This window comes from Streptomyces endophyticus (assembly GCF_035798155.1).
Classification (GTDB): Bacteria; Actinomycetota; Actinomycetes; order Streptomycetales; family Streptomycetaceae; genus Streptomyces; species Streptomyces endophyticus.
In genome coordinates this window covers 11,691-27,641 of record NZ_JAOZYC010000210.1, presented here as the reverse complement: position 1 = coordinate 27,641, position 15,951 = coordinate 11,691, and the positions used below count along the sequence as shown (strand labels likewise).

Annotated in this window: 13 protein-coding genes and 1 pseudogene; 8 read left to right on the top strand and 6 right to left on the bottom strand. The window is 71.5% G+C overall.

The window, feature by feature from the left end:
- Both OKJ99_RS42920 and OKJ99_RS42915 read left to right on the top strand, forming a co-directional pair.
- A pseudogene (locus OKJ99_RS42920) lies at positions 1-1,857 on the top strand (D-alanyl-D-alanine carboxypeptidase); the annotation flags it as partial.
- 163 nt (positions 1,858-2,020) lie between these two features.
- Positions 2,021-3,868, top strand: coding sequence for an MFS transporter (locus OKJ99_RS42915; protein ID WP_326024106.1), 1,848 nt, complete (start codon positions 2,021-2,023; stop codon positions 3,866-3,868).
- A 122-nt stretch (positions 3,869-3,990) separates the two neighbouring features.
- On the opposite strand, the gene dgoD is transcribed toward OKJ99_RS42915, so the two are convergent.
- From dgoD to OKJ99_RS42895, 4 genes are all read right to left on the bottom strand, one after another.
- Positions 3,991-5,142 carry a galactonate dehydratase gene (gene dgoD, locus OKJ99_RS42910; RefSeq protein ID WP_326024105.1) on the bottom strand — a complete coding sequence of 384 codons (1,152 nt, stop codon included), beginning with the start codon at positions 5,140-5,142 and terminating at the stop codon, positions 3,991-3,993.
- A 69-nt stretch (positions 5,143-5,211) separates the two neighbouring features.
- On the bottom strand, positions 5,212-5,862 hold the full coding sequence (locus OKJ99_RS42905) for a bifunctional 4-hydroxy-2-oxoglutarate aldolase/2-dehydro-3-deoxy-phosphogluconate aldolase (protein ID WP_326024104.1): 651 nt from the start codon (positions 5,860-5,862) through the stop codon (positions 5,212-5,214).
- Positions 5,850-6,596: an IclR family transcriptional regulator gene (locus OKJ99_RS42900; RefSeq protein ID WP_326024103.1), complete on the bottom strand. Its 747-nt coding sequence runs from the start codon at positions 6,594-6,596 to the stop codon at positions 5,850-5,852. Before OKJ99_RS42900 ends, OKJ99_RS42905 begins: the two co-directional genes overlap by 13 nt.
- A 4-nt stretch (positions 6,597-6,600) precedes the next feature.
- On the bottom strand, positions 6,601-7,521 hold the full coding sequence (locus OKJ99_RS42895; RefSeq protein WP_326024102.1) for a sugar kinase: 921 nt from the start codon (positions 7,519-7,521) through the stop codon (positions 6,601-6,603).
- Between the two features lie 197 nt (positions 7,522-7,718).
- Here OKJ99_RS42895 and OKJ99_RS42890 point away from each other — a divergent pair, with 197 nt between their 5' ends.
- The 3 genes from OKJ99_RS42890 to OKJ99_RS42880 all read left to right on the top strand — a co-directional run bounded on the left by OKJ99_RS42890 (position 7,719) and on the right by OKJ99_RS42880 (position 10,943).
- The gene (locus OKJ99_RS42890; RefSeq protein ID WP_326024101.1) at positions 7,719-8,999 is read left to right on the top strand and encodes an MFS transporter; all 1,281 of its coding nucleotides are present in this window, start codon (positions 7,719-7,721) and stop codon (positions 8,997-8,999) included.
- 118 nt (positions 9,000-9,117) lie between these two features.
- On the top strand, positions 9,118-9,696 hold the full coding sequence (locus OKJ99_RS42885; protein ID WP_326024100.1) for a GNAT family N-acetyltransferase: 579 nt from the start codon (positions 9,118-9,120) through the stop codon (positions 9,694-9,696).
- A 131-nt stretch (positions 9,697-9,827) separates the two neighbouring features.
- Positions 9,828-10,943, top strand: a complete 1,116-nt coding sequence (locus OKJ99_RS42880; RefSeq protein ID WP_326024099.1) for a GNAT family N-acetyltransferase — start codon at positions 9,828-9,830, stop codon at positions 10,941-10,943.
- A gap of 244 nt (positions 10,944-11,187) precedes the next feature.
- Here OKJ99_RS42880 and OKJ99_RS42875 read toward each other — a convergent pair whose 3' ends face one another.
- Entirely contained in the window at positions 11,188-11,868 is a 681-nt protein-coding gene (locus tag OKJ99_RS42875; RefSeq protein WP_326024098.1) for a response regulator transcription factor, read from the bottom strand.
- Positions 11,869-12,038: 170 nt separating this feature from the next.
- On the opposite strand from OKJ99_RS42875, the gene OKJ99_RS42870 reads away from it, so the two are divergent.
- From OKJ99_RS42870 to OKJ99_RS42860, 3 genes are read left to right on the top strand one after another with little or no spacing between them, the layout of a single operon-like run.
- Complete coding sequence (locus OKJ99_RS42870) at positions 12,039-12,377, top strand: circadian clock KaiB family protein (RefSeq protein ID WP_326024097.1); 339 nt, start codon at positions 12,039-12,041, stop codon at positions 12,375-12,377.
- A 1-nt stretch (position 12,378) separates the two neighbouring features.
- Positions 12,379-13,995: a circadian clock protein KaiC gene (gene kaiC / locus OKJ99_RS42865; protein WP_326024096.1), complete on the top strand. Its 1,617-nt coding sequence runs from the start codon at positions 12,379-12,381 to the stop codon at positions 13,993-13,995.
- Positions 13,988-15,028, top strand: coding sequence for a sensor histidine kinase (locus tag OKJ99_RS42860; RefSeq protein ID WP_326024095.1), 1,041 nt, complete (start codon positions 13,988-13,990; stop codon positions 15,026-15,028). Before kaiC ends, OKJ99_RS42860 begins: the two co-directional genes overlap by 8 nt.
- Here the strand turns inward: OKJ99_RS42860 and OKJ99_RS42855 are convergent, their stop codons facing one another.
- Positions 15,029-15,925 carry a hypothetical protein gene (locus tag OKJ99_RS42855; protein ID WP_326024094.1) on the bottom strand — a complete coding sequence of 299 codons (897 nt, stop codon included), beginning with the start codon at positions 15,923-15,925 and terminating at the stop codon, positions 15,029-15,031.
- Positions 15,926-15,951 lie beyond the last annotated feature (26 nt).

Here is a 15,951-nt window from a genome sequence, read left to right as displayed (position 1 = left end):
GGTGACGGTAAGTCGGCCGGGAAGGCCGAGCCGGTCGCGAAGGGCGACGCCAAGTCCGGCGCGCAGCCGGCCGCCAACCCTGACGCTCAGTCGGGCCCCGAGTCCGGCGGCACGGCTGGCACCAAGGGCGACGGAAAGGCCGCCGGAAAGGCCGGTGCGCAGCCGGCCGCCAACTCCGACGCTAAGCCGGGCGCCGAGTCCGGCGGCACGGCTGGCACCAAGGGTGACGGTAAGTCGGCCGGGAAAGCCGAGCCGGTCGCGAAGGGCGACGCCCATGGCGGAGGGGAGTCGGACGCCAAGTCCGGCGCGCAGTCAGACGCCAAGGGGGGCAAGGGCGGCGCGGAGGCCCCCGGTGGGGCTGTTGATCAGCCGACTGCTGTTTTCAAGGCCGTTCCGCAGCCCGTGGATCAGCCGACCACCACGCTCAAGGCGGCCGGGACCGCGAAGAGCAGTAAGTTCGTGCCGCTCAAGGAGCTCGATGAGGGCGGCGCGGGCAAGGAGTTGCCGCCCGAGGCGGAGCCCACGGTCGAACCGGCGGAGCGCACCACGCAGCAGCCGCTGCCGCCGAAGCCCCCGCTGGACCTGCTCGCCGAGCTGACCAACACCCCGCCGCCCGCGGAGACCCGGGTCCGTACCGCGGTGCGCCGGGTCAAGGTGTGGACGCCGCTCGTCATCCTGCTGATCATCGTGTTCGGGGTCATCCAGGCCGTCCGCCCGCTGCCGACGCCGTCCCTGTCGCTCACCACCGACGCCACGTACAGCTTCGACGGCGACAAGGCGTCCCTGCCGTGGCCGGGCGAGGGCCAGGGCTGGATGGACGTCCAGGGCATCGGCACGATGGACCACTTCGGCAAGCAGACACCCGTGCCGATCGGTTCGGTCGCCAAGTCCATGACCGCGTACATCGTGCTCAAGGACCACCCGCTGAAGGCGGGCGCCGACGGGCCGTCGATCACTGTTGACGCCACCGCCGAGAAGGAGGGCGGCTACGACGCCGACGGGCAGAACGAGTCGACGCTCAACACCGTCAAGGAGGGCGACAAGATCTCCCAGAAGGACGCGCTCGCGGCGGTCATGATCCCGTCCGCGAACAACATCGCGCGCCTGCTGGCCCGTTGGGACGCCGGTTCCGAGGAGGCGTTCGTCAAGAAGATGAACGCCACCGCCAAGAAGCTGGGGATGAAGAACACCACCTACACCGACCCCTCCGGCCTCAAGGAGAGCACCGTCTCCACCTCCGAGGACCAGGTGAAGCTCGGCAACGAGCTGGTGCAGATCCCGGCGCTCACCGACATCACCAAGTTGCCCACCTGGACCGACCCGTCCGGCAAGAAGTGGACCAACTACAACCGCCTGGTGCCCTACGACGGCGCCATCGGCATCAAGACCGGTACGACGACGAAGGCCGGCGGCAACCTGCTCTTCGCCGCCACCAAGGACGCGGGCGGCTCGACCGTCACGGTCGTCGGCGCGGTCCTCGGCCAGCACAAGGCGCCGATCATCGACACGGTCAACGCGGTCAGCAAGACCGCGATGCTCGCCGCCCAGGACGCGGTCACCTCGTCGACGGTGCTGAAGAAGGGCGATGTCGTCGGCTACGTCGACGACCAGCTCGGCGGGCACACCCCGGTCACGGTCACGAAGGACGTCAAGGCCGTCGGCTGGGCCGGCAAGACCGTGCACCTGCAACTCGCCGACCAGGACGGCAAGTCCGTGCCGCACACGGGCAAGACGGGGGAGACGGTCGGCGTGCTGGAGGTCGGCGACGGTGAGGGCGGCGCCGTGGAGGTGCCGGTGGCCCTGCAGAAGGGCCTCACCGAGCCCGGATTCGGCGCGAAGCTGACCCGCGTCGGCTGACCGCCCCCGGACCGCTCGTGCGGCCGCTCGTGGGAGACCGATGTCCGTCGGTCTCCCACGGCGCCCGCCCGCGGACGCCGTGCTAGCGTCGCGAGACCGGGACAGGCGGGGGACGCCCACCCGTTCATTCACAACGGCACACGGGTAAACGGGAGTGCAAGGAGTGGCCACAGCGAGGCCGACGCGCGCCGATGACGCGAAGCCCGGGTCGGGCGGGGGCCGCCCCCGGATACGACTTCCCGAGCAGTCAGCAGGGCCCGACGGGGCCTCTGGTGAGCCGAACGCCGGCACGCGCCTGAAGCGTTTCGCCCGGCACCCCGTCACCCTCGCCACAGCGGTCGCCGCGCTCCTCCACCTCATCTGGTTCTTCACGTTCGCGAACAGCGGCGGTGACCTCGCGGCGCAGGACGCCTGGGCCGAGTTCGTCGGCCGGCACCCCGACTCCGCGTACAACCTCGCCTGGTACGGCGGCATGCACCCGGTCTCGTACAGCGTGGTCTCGCCGTATCTGATGTCGGTGTTCGGCGTGCGCACGACGATGATGGGCGCGGGCACGCTGTCGGCGGCGCTGCTGACCATGATCCTGATCCGTACGCGGGTGGTGGCCAGGCCCCTGTGGCCCGCGCTCGCCGGTGTCTTCGCGCTCCTCTGCAACGCCGCGTCGGGGCGCGTCACGTTCGGCCTCGGCATGATGTTCGGGCTCGCGGCGACGGCCGCGGTGTTCTGCTGGCCGTACCGCTGGCGCTACAAGCGCTGGGCGAAGGCCGCCGTGGCAGCTCCCCTCGCGGGCATCGCGACCGCCTGCTCGCCGGTGGCGGGGCTCTTCGTCGGACTCGTCGCCGTGGCGCTGTTCCTGCAGAAGCGGCGCCCCGGTGCGTACGCGCTCGGACTCGCGCCCACCGCCGTCGTCGTGCTGTCGGCGTGGCTGTTCCCGTTCTCCGGTACGCAGCCGATGTCGTTCTGGTCGGCGCTGCTGCCGATGGTGTACGGCGCCCTCGTGTGCGTCCTCGTGCCCAAGGGGTGGCTGACGGTCCGGATCACGTCCGCCGTCTACACCCTGTCCGTACTCCTGGTGTGGCTGATCAGTTCGCAGATCGGCTCCAACATCACCCGGCTCCCGATGCTGTTCGCGGGCGTCGCGCTGCTGGTGGCGCTGCCGTTCACGGCGCCGCGCTCGCGCAAGTGGTACGTCATCGTGATCGCGTTCGTCGGCTTCAACGCGTGGATCGGCTTCAAGTCGGTCGACGATGTGGTGCGGACGACCCCGGCCGCCTCCTGGGCCCGCGAACTGGCGCCGCTGGTCAACGAGTTGCAGGAGGTCAGGGCCGAGCACGGCCGCGTCGAGGTGGTGCCCGCGCGCTCGCACCGCGAGGCCTCCGCGCTCGCCCCGTACGTGAACCTGGCGCGCGGCTGGAACCGGCAGGCCGACATGGAGCGCAACCCGCTCTTCTACGACGACACCCTCAACTCGGCGAACTACCGCGAGTGGCTGCGGCGTTGGGCCGTGCACTACGTGGTGCTGCCCAAGGACGAGCCGGACGGCAAGGGTGCCGAGCGCGAGCGGCAGTTGGTGCAGCGCGGCCTGCCGTATCTCAAGCAGGTGTGGGGCGACGCCAACTGGCAGCTGTTCGCCGTCACGGACCCGACGCCGCTCGCCGAGCCGCACGCCGTCGTCGACGCCGCGGAGCAGGGCGAGCTGACCATCGAGGTGACGAGGCCGGGCCGGGTGCTGATCCGTGTCCCGTACTCGCCGTGGCTCTCGGTCGTCGACGCCGAGGGCAAGAGCCTGGGGGCGCCGAAGGAGACCGGGGCGTCGAAGCGGGCCAGGGAGGCGAACGACGCCCTCCCCAAGCGGTTCACGAACGCGCACGGCTGCCTCATCGAGACGGAGGAGGACGAGTCGGGTGACGCGTGGACGGAGTTGTTGGCCCCGAAGCCCGGAACGTATCGCCTCGCGGCGCCCTACCAGCTCCCCCGGGGGACGCCGTGCCCGGAGGAGCTCAGGAGGTAGGCCGTGGTTGACGCCTCGGGGCTCCGCCCCGGACCCCGCTGCTCAATCGCCGCAGGGGCTTGAAATATCCAGCCCCGCCGGCGTTTGAGGCGCGGGGTCCGGGGCGGAGCCCCGAGACGTGATCACCACTCCGCGAAAGAGCCGTCAGCGTGGCGCCAGACCGGGTTGTGCCAGCGGTGGCCGGAGGCAGCCGCCTTGATTACGGCCTGCTCGTCCACCTCGATGCCGAGACCGGGCGCGGTCAGCCGCGCCATGTGGCCGTCCGTCGAGTCGAAGGCGAAGACGGACGGGTCGACGAGGTAGTCGCCGAGGTCGGAGCCCACGTTGTAGTGGATGCCGAGGCTGGTCTCCTGGATGAACGCGTTCGGCGACGCGAAGTCGACCTGGAGGCACGCCGCGAGCGCGATGGGACCGAGCGGGCAGTGCGGGGCCAGGCCCACGCCGTGCACCTCGGCCTGCGCGGCGATCCGCCGGGTCTCGGAGATGCCGCCCGCGTGCGACAGGTCGGGCTGGGCGAGCGCGATGCCGGAACGCAGGACCGGGTCGAAGTCCCAGCGGGAGAAGAGGCGTTCGCCTGTGGCCACGGGGATGGAGGTCGAGGCCGTGAAGTCGCCGTACTGCGACGTGAGTTCCGGCAGCAGCGGCTCCTCGATGAACATCGGACGCAGCGGTTCGAGGGCCCGCGCGAGCTGCTTGGCCAGGGCGGGTGAGGTGCGCCCGTGGAAGTCGACGGCGACGCCGCCGTCGGGGCCCAGCACGTCCCGCACGGAGGCGACGCGCTCGACGACCGCGTCGATCTCGCGCGAGGTCTCGAGGTGCCGCATCTTGCCGCCGACGTTCATCTTCACGGCCCGGTAGCCCTGTTCGAGGCGCTGCGCCGCGTGCTCGGCGGCCTCGCTCGGGTCGTCGCCGCCGATCCACGAGTACATCCGCATCCGGTCCCGGACGGCTCCGCCCAGCAGATCGTGGACCGGGACGCCGTGGAACTTGCCCTTGATGTCCCACAGGGCCTGGTCGATCCCGGACACGGCGGACGACAGCACGGGCCCGCCCCGGTAGAACCCGCCCTTCGTCATGACCTGCCAGTGGTCCTCGATGCGGAACGGGTCCTGCCCGACGAGGTAGTCGCTCAGCTCATCGACGGCGGCGGCGACGGTGTGCGCCCGCCCCTCGACGACGGGCTCCCCCCATCCGGTGACCCCTTCATCGGTCTCCACCTTGAGAAACAGCCACCGGGGAGCAACAAGGTAGGTGGTAAGCGAGGTGATCTTCATGGCGTAACTCCTCATATCTAGCCCCTGCGGCGATTGAGCAGCGGGGTCCGGGGCAGAGCCCCGAGTCGTTCAGCGATTGGGCCGCAACATCTCAGCCAGCAAAGAAAGTTGCGCCGGGTCCTCCAACGCCGAACCAACCGCGACCACCTTCGCCCCACCCGCCAAATAAGCCCCCGCGTTCCCCGCATCCATCCCCCCCGTGGCAACGAACGGCACCTCCGGGAACGGCCCCCGCATCGCCCGGAACCACTCCACCCCGAGCACACTCGCCGGAAACGCCTTCAGCCAGGTAAGGCCGATCGCCCGCGCCGCCTGCACATCCGTGGCCGTGGCCACGCCGGGCAGATGCGGCAGCCCGGCCGCGACGCTCGCCCGCGCCACCTCCACGTCCAACCCAGGGGCCACCGTGAACGCGGCGCCCGCGTCCACCGCCCAGCCGAGCCGCTCGGCCGTGGTGACCGTGCCCGCGCCGACCGGCTTGCCGCGCTCGGCCCCGGCGGCGACGACGGCGCCGAGCACCCACGCGGCCTCCTCGGTCTGCACGGGGACCTCGACGCACTCGATGCCCAGGTCCCAGGCGCGTACGGCGAGTTCGACGGACTTGTCGGCGGGCATGCCGCGCAGGATCGCCATCACCGGCACCCCGGCGAACAGCTCATCGAACGTAGTGGGCTTATCGGTGGGCGTATCGGTGGCCCTGTCGGTGTTCACGGACGCCATCCCAGCTCCTTGGAGATCGTGTCGGCGGTGGTCATGAGGTCGGGCAGCACTTCGGATTCGAGCGCGCCCAGGTCCGCCTTGGCCTTGAGCGCGGTCACGGACGCGGCGGCGACGACCTCGCCGCTGCTGTCCCGTACGGGTACGGCGACGCAGTTCACGAAGTCCTCGTACTCGCCGTCGTCGACGGCCCAGCCGCGCGCCCGGGTCTCGGTGAGGGCCTTGCGGTAGGCGTCGAGGGAGGTGATCGTCGTGCCGGTGTGCGGCGCGAAGTCGCAGTCGGCGAGCAGCGCGTCGGCCCGCTCGCGCGGCACATGGGCGAGGATCGCCTTGGCGACTCCGGCGGTGTGCAGGGTGACCGGGCGGCCGATCTGCGAGTAGAGGCGCACCCCGTCGACGGGGTCGACCTTGTCGACGTACACGATCCGCTCGCCCTCCAGGGCGGCGAGGTGCACGGTGTGCCCGCAGCGCTCGCCGAGCAGTCGCAGGTGTTCGCCCGCGACGTCCTTCAGGCCGAACTGTTCCAGGGCGAGGTGGGCGAGCCCGGCGAGCCGGTGCCCGACCGCGTAGCGGCCGTCGGGGAGCCGGCGGGCGAGGCCGCCCTCGGTGAGGGACTCCAGGATGCGCAGCGCGGTCGAGCGGTGCACGCCGAGGTGCTCGCCGACCTCGGTCTGGGTGCGCGGGCGGCGGGCGATGAACTCGAGGATGTCGATGGCGCGACGGACGGTCTGTGACATGGGATCAGTGTCCTTCGCCGAGCAGGGCAGGGCCTGTGGCGGGGACGTAGTCCTCGATGCTGCGCAGCGTCCGCCCGGCGAGCCGGTGCCCGAGGGCGAGCCGCTCGGCCGGGGCGGCCCCGTCCAGCAGTCCGCTCAGATATCCGGCGGCGAAGGCGTCACCGGCGCCGACGGCCTCGACGACGTCGACGGCGGGCGCTGCCACGAACTCGCTGCCCGCGTCGGTGAATTCGGTGGCCCCCACGTCCCCGTCCTTGACCACGAGGGTGCCGCGCGGCGCGAGGTGTTCCCGTACGTCCTCGGCGGTGGCGGTGCCCCACAACGTCTCGGCCTCGTCGCGCCCGACGAGCACGATGTCGGCGCGGCGGGCGAGGGCGAGCAGGGCCTCCGCCGCCTTGTCGCGTGAACTCCACAGCGCCGGGCGGTAGTTGACGTCGAACGACACGAGCGTCCCGCTGTCCGCCGCCCGCTCCATCAGGGTGTCCACGAGCCCGGCGCAGCCGTCCGACAGGGCCGGTGTGATCCCGGTGAGGTGCAGCAGTCGTACGTCGGTCAGGTCGACGCGGTCCGCGTCGGCCGGTGTCATCCGGGACGCGGCCGAGCCCGCCCGGTAGTAGTGCACGCGCGTGCCGTCGGGACCCGGGTCCTTGAAGTACACGCCGGTGGGGGCGGCCGGATCGGCGTGCACCGCGTCCACGCGTACGCCGCGCGAGGCGACCGCCGCGAGGATCCGCCGGCCGAACGGATCGTCCCCGACCCGGCTCACCCAGGCGGCCTCGTGCCCGAGATCCGCGAGGTACTGCGCCACGGTCGACTCGGCGCCGGCGACCGCGAGCCGCAGCTCCCGGCTGCGCTCCAACCCCTCGCCGTCGGCCGGGGTGGCCTGCGCCATCGTCTCGCCGAGGCAGACAGCCTTACCGGACATTCGCCGTCCCTCCATTGACATCCCGCTGGGCCCATGAAGAACATTAGCAGCCTTCACGCAACAGGCGTGCATATGTTGCAACATCGGGTCGTCAGTCGGCCCACTGAGCCCGGAAAGAGAGTGAGATGAGCCCGACGACGAGCACATCCACCCACAAGGAGCCGTCCGCTCCGAGAGGTCCGAGAGACACGAAGGTCATGAGCGCGCGCACCCGCCAGCGCCGCACAGCGGCCGCGAGCGTCGTCGGCTCGATCCTCGAGTGGTACGACTTCTTCCTCTTCGGCGCGTCGGCCGCGCTCGTCTTCAACAAGGTCTTCTTCCCGGACGTCTCGCCGTTCGCGGCGACCCTCGCCTCGTTCGCGACCTTCGGGCTCGGCTTCGCCGTGCGCCCCATCGGCGGCCTGGTCCTGGCCCACCTCGGCGACCGCATCGGCCGCCGCCCGGTGCTGATCCTCACCGTGATCCTGATGGGCGTCGGCACCCTCGCCATCGGCTTCCTGCCGACGTACCACCAGATCGGCATCTGGGCCCCGGTCCTCCTCGTGTTCTGCCGGATGATGCAGGGCTTCGGCGTCGGCGCCGAGCTCGGCGGCGCGTACGTCATGTCGACGGAGGCGGCCGAGGACAGCAAGCGCGGATTCTACGGTTCGCTGCCCGGCGCGGGCGAGTTCATCGGCGTCGTCATCGCCTCCGGCGCGGTGGCCGCCGTCTCGACGCTCCCCGAGGACGACTTCCTCAGCTGGGGCTGGCGCATCCCGTTCCTGGCCAGCTCCCTCGTGGTCGTCATCGCCCTGCTGATCCGCAACGCCGCGCCCGAGACCGAGCAGTTCGAGGCCACCCGCGCCAGCGGCAAGCGGGAGAAGCTCCCCGTACTCGCCGCGATCAAGGCGCGCCCCAAGGCGATCGCCCTGCTCATCGGCTCCGGCTGCGCCACCGCCATCGCCTCGTACGCGATCCAGGGCTATCTGCCCAGCTACCTCACCAACCAGCTGGGCCTCTCCGCCGGCACCTCCGTCCTCGGCATCACGATCGCCTCGGCGGTCTCGATCCTCACCATTCCCCTGGCGGGCGCGCTCTCCGACCGGATCGGGCGCAAGCCGGTGATGATCGGTGGCGCGGTGGCGATCACGCTCTTCGCGTACCCCTTCTTCTGGCTGGTGGACACGCGCGAGCCGTGGCTGATCTACCTGGCGATCACCATCGCCTTCGCCCTGATGCTGAACTCGATCTTCGCGGTCACCGGCACGTTCTACGCCGAGTCGCTGCCGACCGAGGTCCGCTACAGCGGTCTGGTCTTCGTCCGCGAGATCAACGGCGTGATCTTCGCGGGTACCTCGCCCTTCGTGGCGACGCTCCTGGTCGACGCGGGGGGCGACCGCCCGTGGTACCTGGCCGGGTACATGGCCCTCGCCGGGCTCGCCAGCGCGCTGTGCATCTGGCGCCTCCCGGAAACGGCCCCGGTCCGCACGGAAGCCTGACCCGGTTGGTGTCCTACGCCTCGGGGCTCCGCCCCGGACCCCGCTGGCTCTCGTCCCAAGGCGGGGCTTGAATCAATCCGGGTGCGTCGCGCTGCATGGTCCGGACATGATGCGGACCATGCCGATCGACATCCTGCCCATCATCCCGCCCGGCACCCTGGCCAAGGACCCACAGCCGACGCTCCACTCCGCTGACGGCGAACTGGTCCTGCGGACACCGGAGTTCACCGACGCCCCCGCGATCCACGAGGCCTTCCAGGACCCGGCCCTGCGCTACTGGCACATCCGCGGCATGGACTCCGTGGACGAGGCCCGCGGCTGGGTGGAGTCGACGCACGAGGGGTGGCGGGAGGAGACGGCGGCCCAGTGGTTCGTGGCCGGGGCGGCCGACGGGGCTCCGCTCGGCAGGATGGCGCTGCGCCAGATGAACCTCATGGAGGGCGTCGCCGAGGTCGGCTACTGGGTGCTGCCGTCCGCCCGCGGCCTGGGCGTGGCCCCCAGGGCGCTGGCCGCGATGACGGACTGGGCCCTCGACGCCGGCTTCCACCGCATCGACCTCCTGCACTCCACCCGCAACGAACCCTCGTGCAAGGTGGCGCTCAAGGCCGACTACCCGCTGGAGGGCACCCGCCGCAGCTCGGCGCTGCACACGGACGGCTGGCACGACATGCACGTACACGTCCGGATCAACGCGTAGGGACCGTAGGGCTCTTGACAGCGTGCGTACTGTTTCGCGACCTTTGAGCCCCATGGGGGAAGAGGGGGGCCCATGAGCTGCATGCTCGCGTATCAACGCACCTGTCCGGTTAGCGGTCCGAGCGCCGGCCCATGCGCCCGCGGCGAAGGGCGGTCGAACCGACGTTGAACATCACGACGTACAGAGCCGACGAGCTCAGCGCGTCCTTGCGTACGGCATGGCACGAAACGATGGAGCAGTCTCCGGACTACCAGAACCCGTTCCTGTCACCGGAGTTCGCCGAGGGGGTCGCCAGGTTCAAGGGCCGCGCGCACGTGGCGGTGCTGCGCGAGGGCGCCGAGCCCGTCGGCTTCTTCCCGTACGAGAAGGGGCCCGCGGGCATCGGCCGCGCCATCGGCATGGGCCTGTCCGACTGCCAGGCCCTGGTGCACAGACCCGGAGTCACCTGGGACACCCGCCAACTCCTGCGCGCCTGCGGCCTGTCGGTCTTCGAGTTCGACCACCTCGTCGAGGAACAGAAGCCCTTCGGCCGCTACATCACCGGAACCTTCGCCTCACCCGTCCTCGACCTGAAGGACGGCAGCCACGAGACGTACGCGGAGTGGCTGAAGGCGTCGTATCCCGGCCAGGCCAAGACGACACTCAAGAAGGAACGCCGACTGAGCCGCAACGTCGGGGAGATGCGCTTCGTCTACGACGAGCGCGACCCCAAGGTGCTGCACCAGCTGATGCGGTGGAAGTCGGCCCAGTACCGCCGCACCGGCCGCATGGACCGCTTCGCCCGCCCGTGGATCGTGCACCTGACGGACCATCTCTTCCAGGTCCGCGAGGACCACTTCACCGGTGTCCTCTCGGTCGTCTACGCGGGCGACCGCCCGGTCGCCGCCCACTTCGGGCCGACGTCGAGGACGGTCTTCGCGGCCTGGTTCACCGCGTACGACCCGGAGTTCAGCTACTACTCGCCCGGCCTCCTCATGCATCTGCGGATGGTCGAGGCCGCGGGCCGCCAGGGCATCCGGCTCCTGGACTGGGGACGCGGAGAGAAGGAGTACAAGGACTGGCTCAAGACCCGCGAACTGCGGGTGGCCGAGGGCTTCGCGGCCCGGCCCCACCCCGCCGCGGCCGCCCACCGCCTCTGGCGCCGCCCGGTCCGCGGCCTGCGCAACACGGTGCTCGCGCATCCGGAGCTGCGGGAGCGGGCGGACCGGCTGCTGCGGACGGTCGGCTCGCTGCGCGACTCCCGCTGACGTCACGGCCGTCGCCGGCCTCCCGTGGTCCGGGGCGGGCCACCGGGTCCCGTAGTCGCTCGTGTACGGGACCCGGTGGTCGCCGGGTCCGGGCAGACCGGCGGGCGGCTGGTGTCATCATCGGCGGGAGGCCACCGGCCGCACACCCCCAAGGCTAGGAGGGGCGCGAGGTCCGGGTAAGCCCCAAGTGGGCCGGTAGCACAGCCCACATGGGCTGTCCCGACGACCTGGCCGGCGCGGCCCCTCAGTAGTCCCGGGGCTCATCGCCGGACACCCGCAGCAGCCCGGATCTGGCGGCGGCCACGACCGCCTCCAGCTGACTGTGCGCGCCCAGCTTCGCCATGACCCGCTTCACGTGGCCGCGCGCGGTGTGCGGGCTCACCACGAGCCGCTCGGCGATCGCCCGGGGTCCGAGGCCCCGGCCCATCAGGCGGAGGACCTCCCGCTCCCGGGCGGTGAGCCCGGCCCCGGCGGCGGCACGCCGGGACCGGGCCGCCGCTCCGGTGGAGGAGCCGATCGCCGCGACGAGGATGCCGAGGGTGGACTCCTCGACGAACATCGGGCCCTCGGCCGGCGCCCTGATGGCCGCGAGCACGGCAGGGAACGCGCTGTCCTTGGCGAGGAAACCGGCCGCGCCCGCCGAGGTGGCGGCCACCAGCTGGCCGGGGTCGGTGTCCGCGGTGAGCAGCAGCACCCGCGTGCGGGGGTGCTCGGCCCTGATGCGCCGGGTGCCCTCGATGCCGTCCGCGCCCGGCAGGTGAATGTCCATCAGCACCACGTGCGGGCTATGGGAGGCGACGAGCGGCAGGGCCTCCTCGACCGTCCGCACGGCGCCGACACAGTCGAGGTCGGGCTGCACCCCGAGCGCGATCTCCAGCGCGTCCGCCATCGCCCGCTGGTCCTCGACCACAAGTACTCGGATCATGGGTAGTCCTCGGGGAGCCCGGAGCCCGTGCGGTGGCCCGTCCGTCGATCGTAGCCGCGAGTGCCTGGGGAGTCCGAGGTTCACTCGTCAACAGCTGCTGTGACTATGGCAGTTGGGGCCGGTGCTGAGTAACTTCGGACGTGTGGCAGCCGTACTGCGGAGGCTTCGCGATGCGCGGTGACAACGAACCACGGGTGTGCGACAGGCAGGCCACGCACTCCTTCACGCTCTTCGTGGCCGGGGCGTCGGAGCGCTCCGACGCCGCGCGCGTCAACCTGCGGGCGCTGTGCGAGTCCCGACTCGCGGACGGCTTCGAACTCACCGTCATCGACGTCGTGCAACGGCCCGAACTGGCCGAGGAGCACCACATCCTGGCGACCCCGACCGTCATCAAGGTCTCGCCGTCCCCGCAGCGCCGCGTCATCGGGGACCTGTCCGACCAGGGCCGCGCCGCCCTCGCGCTCGGGTTGCCCGCCCCGGACGTACCGTCCCGCAAGAGGCAGGGATGAGATGACTGGAACCGAAGGCAACCCGGAGAACCCCGCCCTGGGGGGCTCCGTCCCCAGGGCCCCCACCGGCATCAACGGCTTCGACCAGATCGCCCTCGGCGGGCTGCCCGAGGGACGCTCCACGCTGGTGGCCGGGTCGACGGGCAGCGGAAAAACCCTGTTCGCCATCGAGTTCCTCGCGCGGGGCGTACGGGACCAGGGCGCCCCCGGGGTGTTCGTCACCTTTGAGGAGGACCCCGACGACATCCGGACCAACGTCGCCTCCCTGGGCTTCCCGATCGCGGAATGGGAACGGGCCGGGAAGTGGGTGTTCATCGACGCGTCGGTGGGCATCGCCGATGAGGCGCCCACGATCGGCTCGTACGACCTGGGCGCCCTGGCGGCACGGATCGCGCACGCCGTCCGCAGGATCGGCGCCCGTCGCGTCACGCTCGACTCGATCGGCGCGATCCTCGCCAACTTCACCAGCGCCGGAGTGGTGCGCCACGAGCTGTACCGGATCGTCTCGGCCCTGGACGCCCTCGATGTGACCACCGTGGTCACCGCCGAGCGGCACGCGGAGTACAACAGCGTGTCGCAGTTCGGCGTCGAGGAGTTCGTCCTGGACAACGTCGTCATCCTGCGCAACGTCCTGCGGCAGGAACGGCGCCGCAGGACCGTCGAGGTCGTCAAGTTCCGCGGCACCACGCACCGTACGGGCGAGTGGCTGTTCACCATCGGCCCGCGGGAAGGCATCGTGATCATGCCCCTCGCCTTCCTGCAGTCGCGGGAGCGCGCGTCGACGGAACGCGTCTCCTCCGGCATCGACGGCCTGGACGCCATGTGCGGCGGCGGCTTCTTCCGGGACTCGATCGTGCTGCTCACCGGCCCCACCGGCACGGGCAAGACCCTGACGAGCCTGTTCTTCGCGGCCGGCGCCTTCCACGCCGGGGAGCGCTGCCTGCTCCAGAGCTTCGACGAGACCCGCGACCAACTCGCCCGCAACGCCGTCGGCTGGGGGCTCGACCTGGACGCCATGGAGGCCTCGGGGCTGCTGCGCGTCGTGTGCGAATACCCCGAAGTGGCCTCGCCCGAGGAGCACTTCCTGCGGGTACGGCGCGCCATCGAGGAGTTCCGCCCCTCCCGCGTGTGCATCGACACCCTCTCCGCGCTCGAACGCATCGTGAGCTCGCGCGCGCTGCTCGACTTCGTCGTCTCACTGGGCGCGGTCCTGCGCCATCACGAGGTCACGACCCTGCTCACCTCGGCCCCCACCGGCCGGGTCACGCCCACCGTCACACCGGCGGTCGCGATGGAGGTCGCCGGCCTCACCGACGTGACGATCCTGCTGCGCCATGTGGAGGCCCACGGCGAGATGCAGCGCGCCATCGCCGTCCTGCAGACCCGCGGCTCCGCCCACGACGACGGCATCCGCCGGTACGAGATCGACGGCTCCGGCATGCACATCGGCGAACCGATGCGCGGCCCTTCCCACTCCCACGACTTCGGCGCGGCCGACCCGCCGCCCGGCGCCGACGGGGCACAGCCGCCCCTCTCGAACCTGCCGAACCTGCCGAACCTCTCGGCCCCCTTGAACTCACAGACGCCCGGCACGGATCCAGACGGTCCCGATGACTGACTCCGACCCTCGGCCGTGCACCGCGCCGCCGCCCGGCTACCCCGTCGAGGCGGTCGTGGAGGCGGCGCCCGACGGGATCGTCGCCGTCGACGAGGAGGGCCTCATCCGGCTCTGCAACCCGGCGGCCGCCGAACTGTTCGGACGCCCGGCGGGGGAGCTCCTCGGCCTCCCCTTCGGTTTCCCGCTCGCGGCCAGGGAACCGGCCGAGATCGACCTCGTCCTGCCGTCGGGCTCGGGACGCGTCGTCGAGATGCGGGTCACGGCGACGCGCGCGTCCGGCGACCGCCTGCACATCGCGATGCTGCGGGACGTCACCGAACGGCGCCGGACGCAGCACGCGCTCGAAGCGGCCCTGGCCCGCCAGGACACCGTCATCGCCGTCACCGCGCACGAACTGCGCAACCCGCTGGCCACGATCGGCGTGCTCGCCCACACACTGCGGGACGCGGGCGCCCGGCTGACCGACGAGCAGCGGGCGGACATCGCGGACCGCATCATCGACGCAACGGCGCGGCTGCAGACCCTCGTACGCAAGCACCTGGCCGCGGCGAGAATCGACGGAAACGCCGTCGACGCCGCCCCACGGCCCGTCCCCGTCCTGGAGTTCATCCTCGAACAACTGGGTGCGATGGACGAGGGCGCCCTCCAGGTGGAGGTGGACTGCGCACCCGACGTCGTGGCGTTCGTGGACCGCGGCGACCTGGTCGAAATGCTCGTCAACTACCTGGAGAACGCCCGCACTTACGGCCGCCCACCGATCGGCATCCATGTCACGGCCGCGGCCGGCCACGTCGACATCCGCGTCCACGACGACGGCCCCGGCGTCCCGCCCGAGGCCGTCCCCCGCCTCTTCCAGCGCTTCGGCCGCGCGACCCACGCCCCCGGCGCGCTGACCCGCGCCCACGGACCGCAGGGCACGGGCCTCGGCCTGTGGATCGTCCGCACGCTGGCGCGGGCCGGGGGCGGGGACGCGTGGTACGAGCCGGGAACGGATGGGGCCCCCGGCTTCCACCTGCGGCTGCGCCGCGCGTGACTACTTCTTCGTGAGCTGGAGCGGACCGCTGTAGCCGGCCGTGATCGTGTGGCCGTAGAACGGGTCCTTGCCGGTGCTGCTCGCGATCACGGTGGCGTCGCCGCGCTGGAAGGGCACGCTGCCGGAGGGGACGGCGGACGCGGTCCACGCCGTGGGCCCGCCCGGCACGCAGCCGACCTTGGTGCGGTAGGTGCCGCGGGTCGTCACGCCGTCCAGGGTCTGGCTCACGGTGCCGTACGTGTCGAGGGCGACCGGCTCGGTGCAGGTGACGGTGCCGTGGACGAGGGCGTGCCCGTCGACCCGGCCGGCGACGGCGTCGGGGGCGACGTCGAGCCCCAGCGCGGTCTCGGCGGGCGGCTCCGGGTTGGCCACGTGGACCTCGCCGCGCAGCGACTCCGTGGCGCCGGGGCAGTGCTGCTCGAAGGTGGCGTCGAGCTTCTTCACGTAGCCGTGGGCCCTGATGTCCACGTCCTGGACGGTGAAGGACCCCTCGTCGAGGCAGTCCCGGCCGTTGCCGCGCAGCTCGATGCGGGGCCGGCTCGCGTCCGGGTTGGCCGCCGCGCCGCTGTAGGTGCCGGGCGCCAGCGGCTGGACGGCGCCCGCGGGCGTTTCGAGGTGCAGGGCCCAACTGCCGCCGTCGGCCCCGTCGACGAACACGCCGACGCCGGTCGGGACACCGTTGGTGATGTACCCCTGCGCGGTCAGGCCGTCGGCGTAGGCGTACGACTGCCCACCGCTGACGTACTCACCGGCGTCCCCACTGAAGGAGAGGCTGCCGGACTCGACGTCATAGGCCTCGGCGGTGCCGACGCCGAACGCTCCGGAGAGGAGGACGGCGCAGGCGAGGGTGGTTGTGACGCGGGTGCAGACACGGGTGATGACACGTCTGGATCTCACGGGACTCCAAATGACCTAAGAAGACT

What these genes read in the sequence shown, in the direction of transcription:
- dgoD (WP_326024105.1), bottom strand. Translation starts at nt 5,142, where the DNA reads ATGAAGATCACCTCGCTTACCACCTACCTTGTTGCTCCCCGGTGGCTG.
- OKJ99_RS42905 (WP_326024104.1), bottom strand. Translation starts at nt 5,862, where the DNA reads ATGGCGTCCGTGAACACCGACAGGGCCACCGATACGCCCACCGATAAG.
- OKJ99_RS42900 (WP_326024103.1), bottom strand. Translation starts at nt 6,596, where the DNA reads ATGTCACAGACCGTCCGTCGCGCCATCGACATCCTCGAGTTCATCGCC.
- OKJ99_RS42895 (WP_326024102.1), bottom strand. Translation starts at nt 7,521, where the DNA reads ATGTCCGGTAAGGCTGTCTGCCTCGGCGAGACGATGGCGCAGGCCACC.
- OKJ99_RS42890 (WP_326024101.1), top strand. Translation starts at nt 7,719, where the DNA reads ATGAGCGCGCGCACCCGCCAGCGCCGCACAGCGGCCGCGAGCGTCGTC.
- OKJ99_RS42885 (WP_326024100.1), top strand. Translation starts at nt 9,118, where the DNA reads ATGCCGATCGACATCCTGCCCATCATCCCGCCCGGCACCCTGGCCAAG.
- OKJ99_RS42880 (WP_326024099.1), top strand. Translation starts at nt 9,828, where the DNA reads ATGCGCCCGCGGCGAAGGGCGGTCGAACCGACGTTGAACATCACGACG.
- OKJ99_RS42875 (WP_326024098.1), bottom strand. Translation starts at nt 11,868, where the DNA reads ATGATCCGAGTACTTGTGGTCGAGGACCAGCGGGCGATGGCGGACGCG.
- OKJ99_RS42870 (WP_326024097.1), top strand. Translation starts at nt 12,039, where the DNA reads ATGCGCGGTGACAACGAACCACGGGTGTGCGACAGGCAGGCCACGCAC.
- kaiC (WP_326024096.1), top strand. Translation starts at nt 12,379, where the DNA reads ATGACTGGAACCGAAGGCAACCCGGAGAACCCCGCCCTGGGGGGCTCC.
- OKJ99_RS42860 (WP_326024095.1), top strand. Translation starts at nt 13,988, where the DNA reads ATGACTGACTCCGACCCTCGGCCGTGCACCGCGCCGCCGCCCGGCTAC.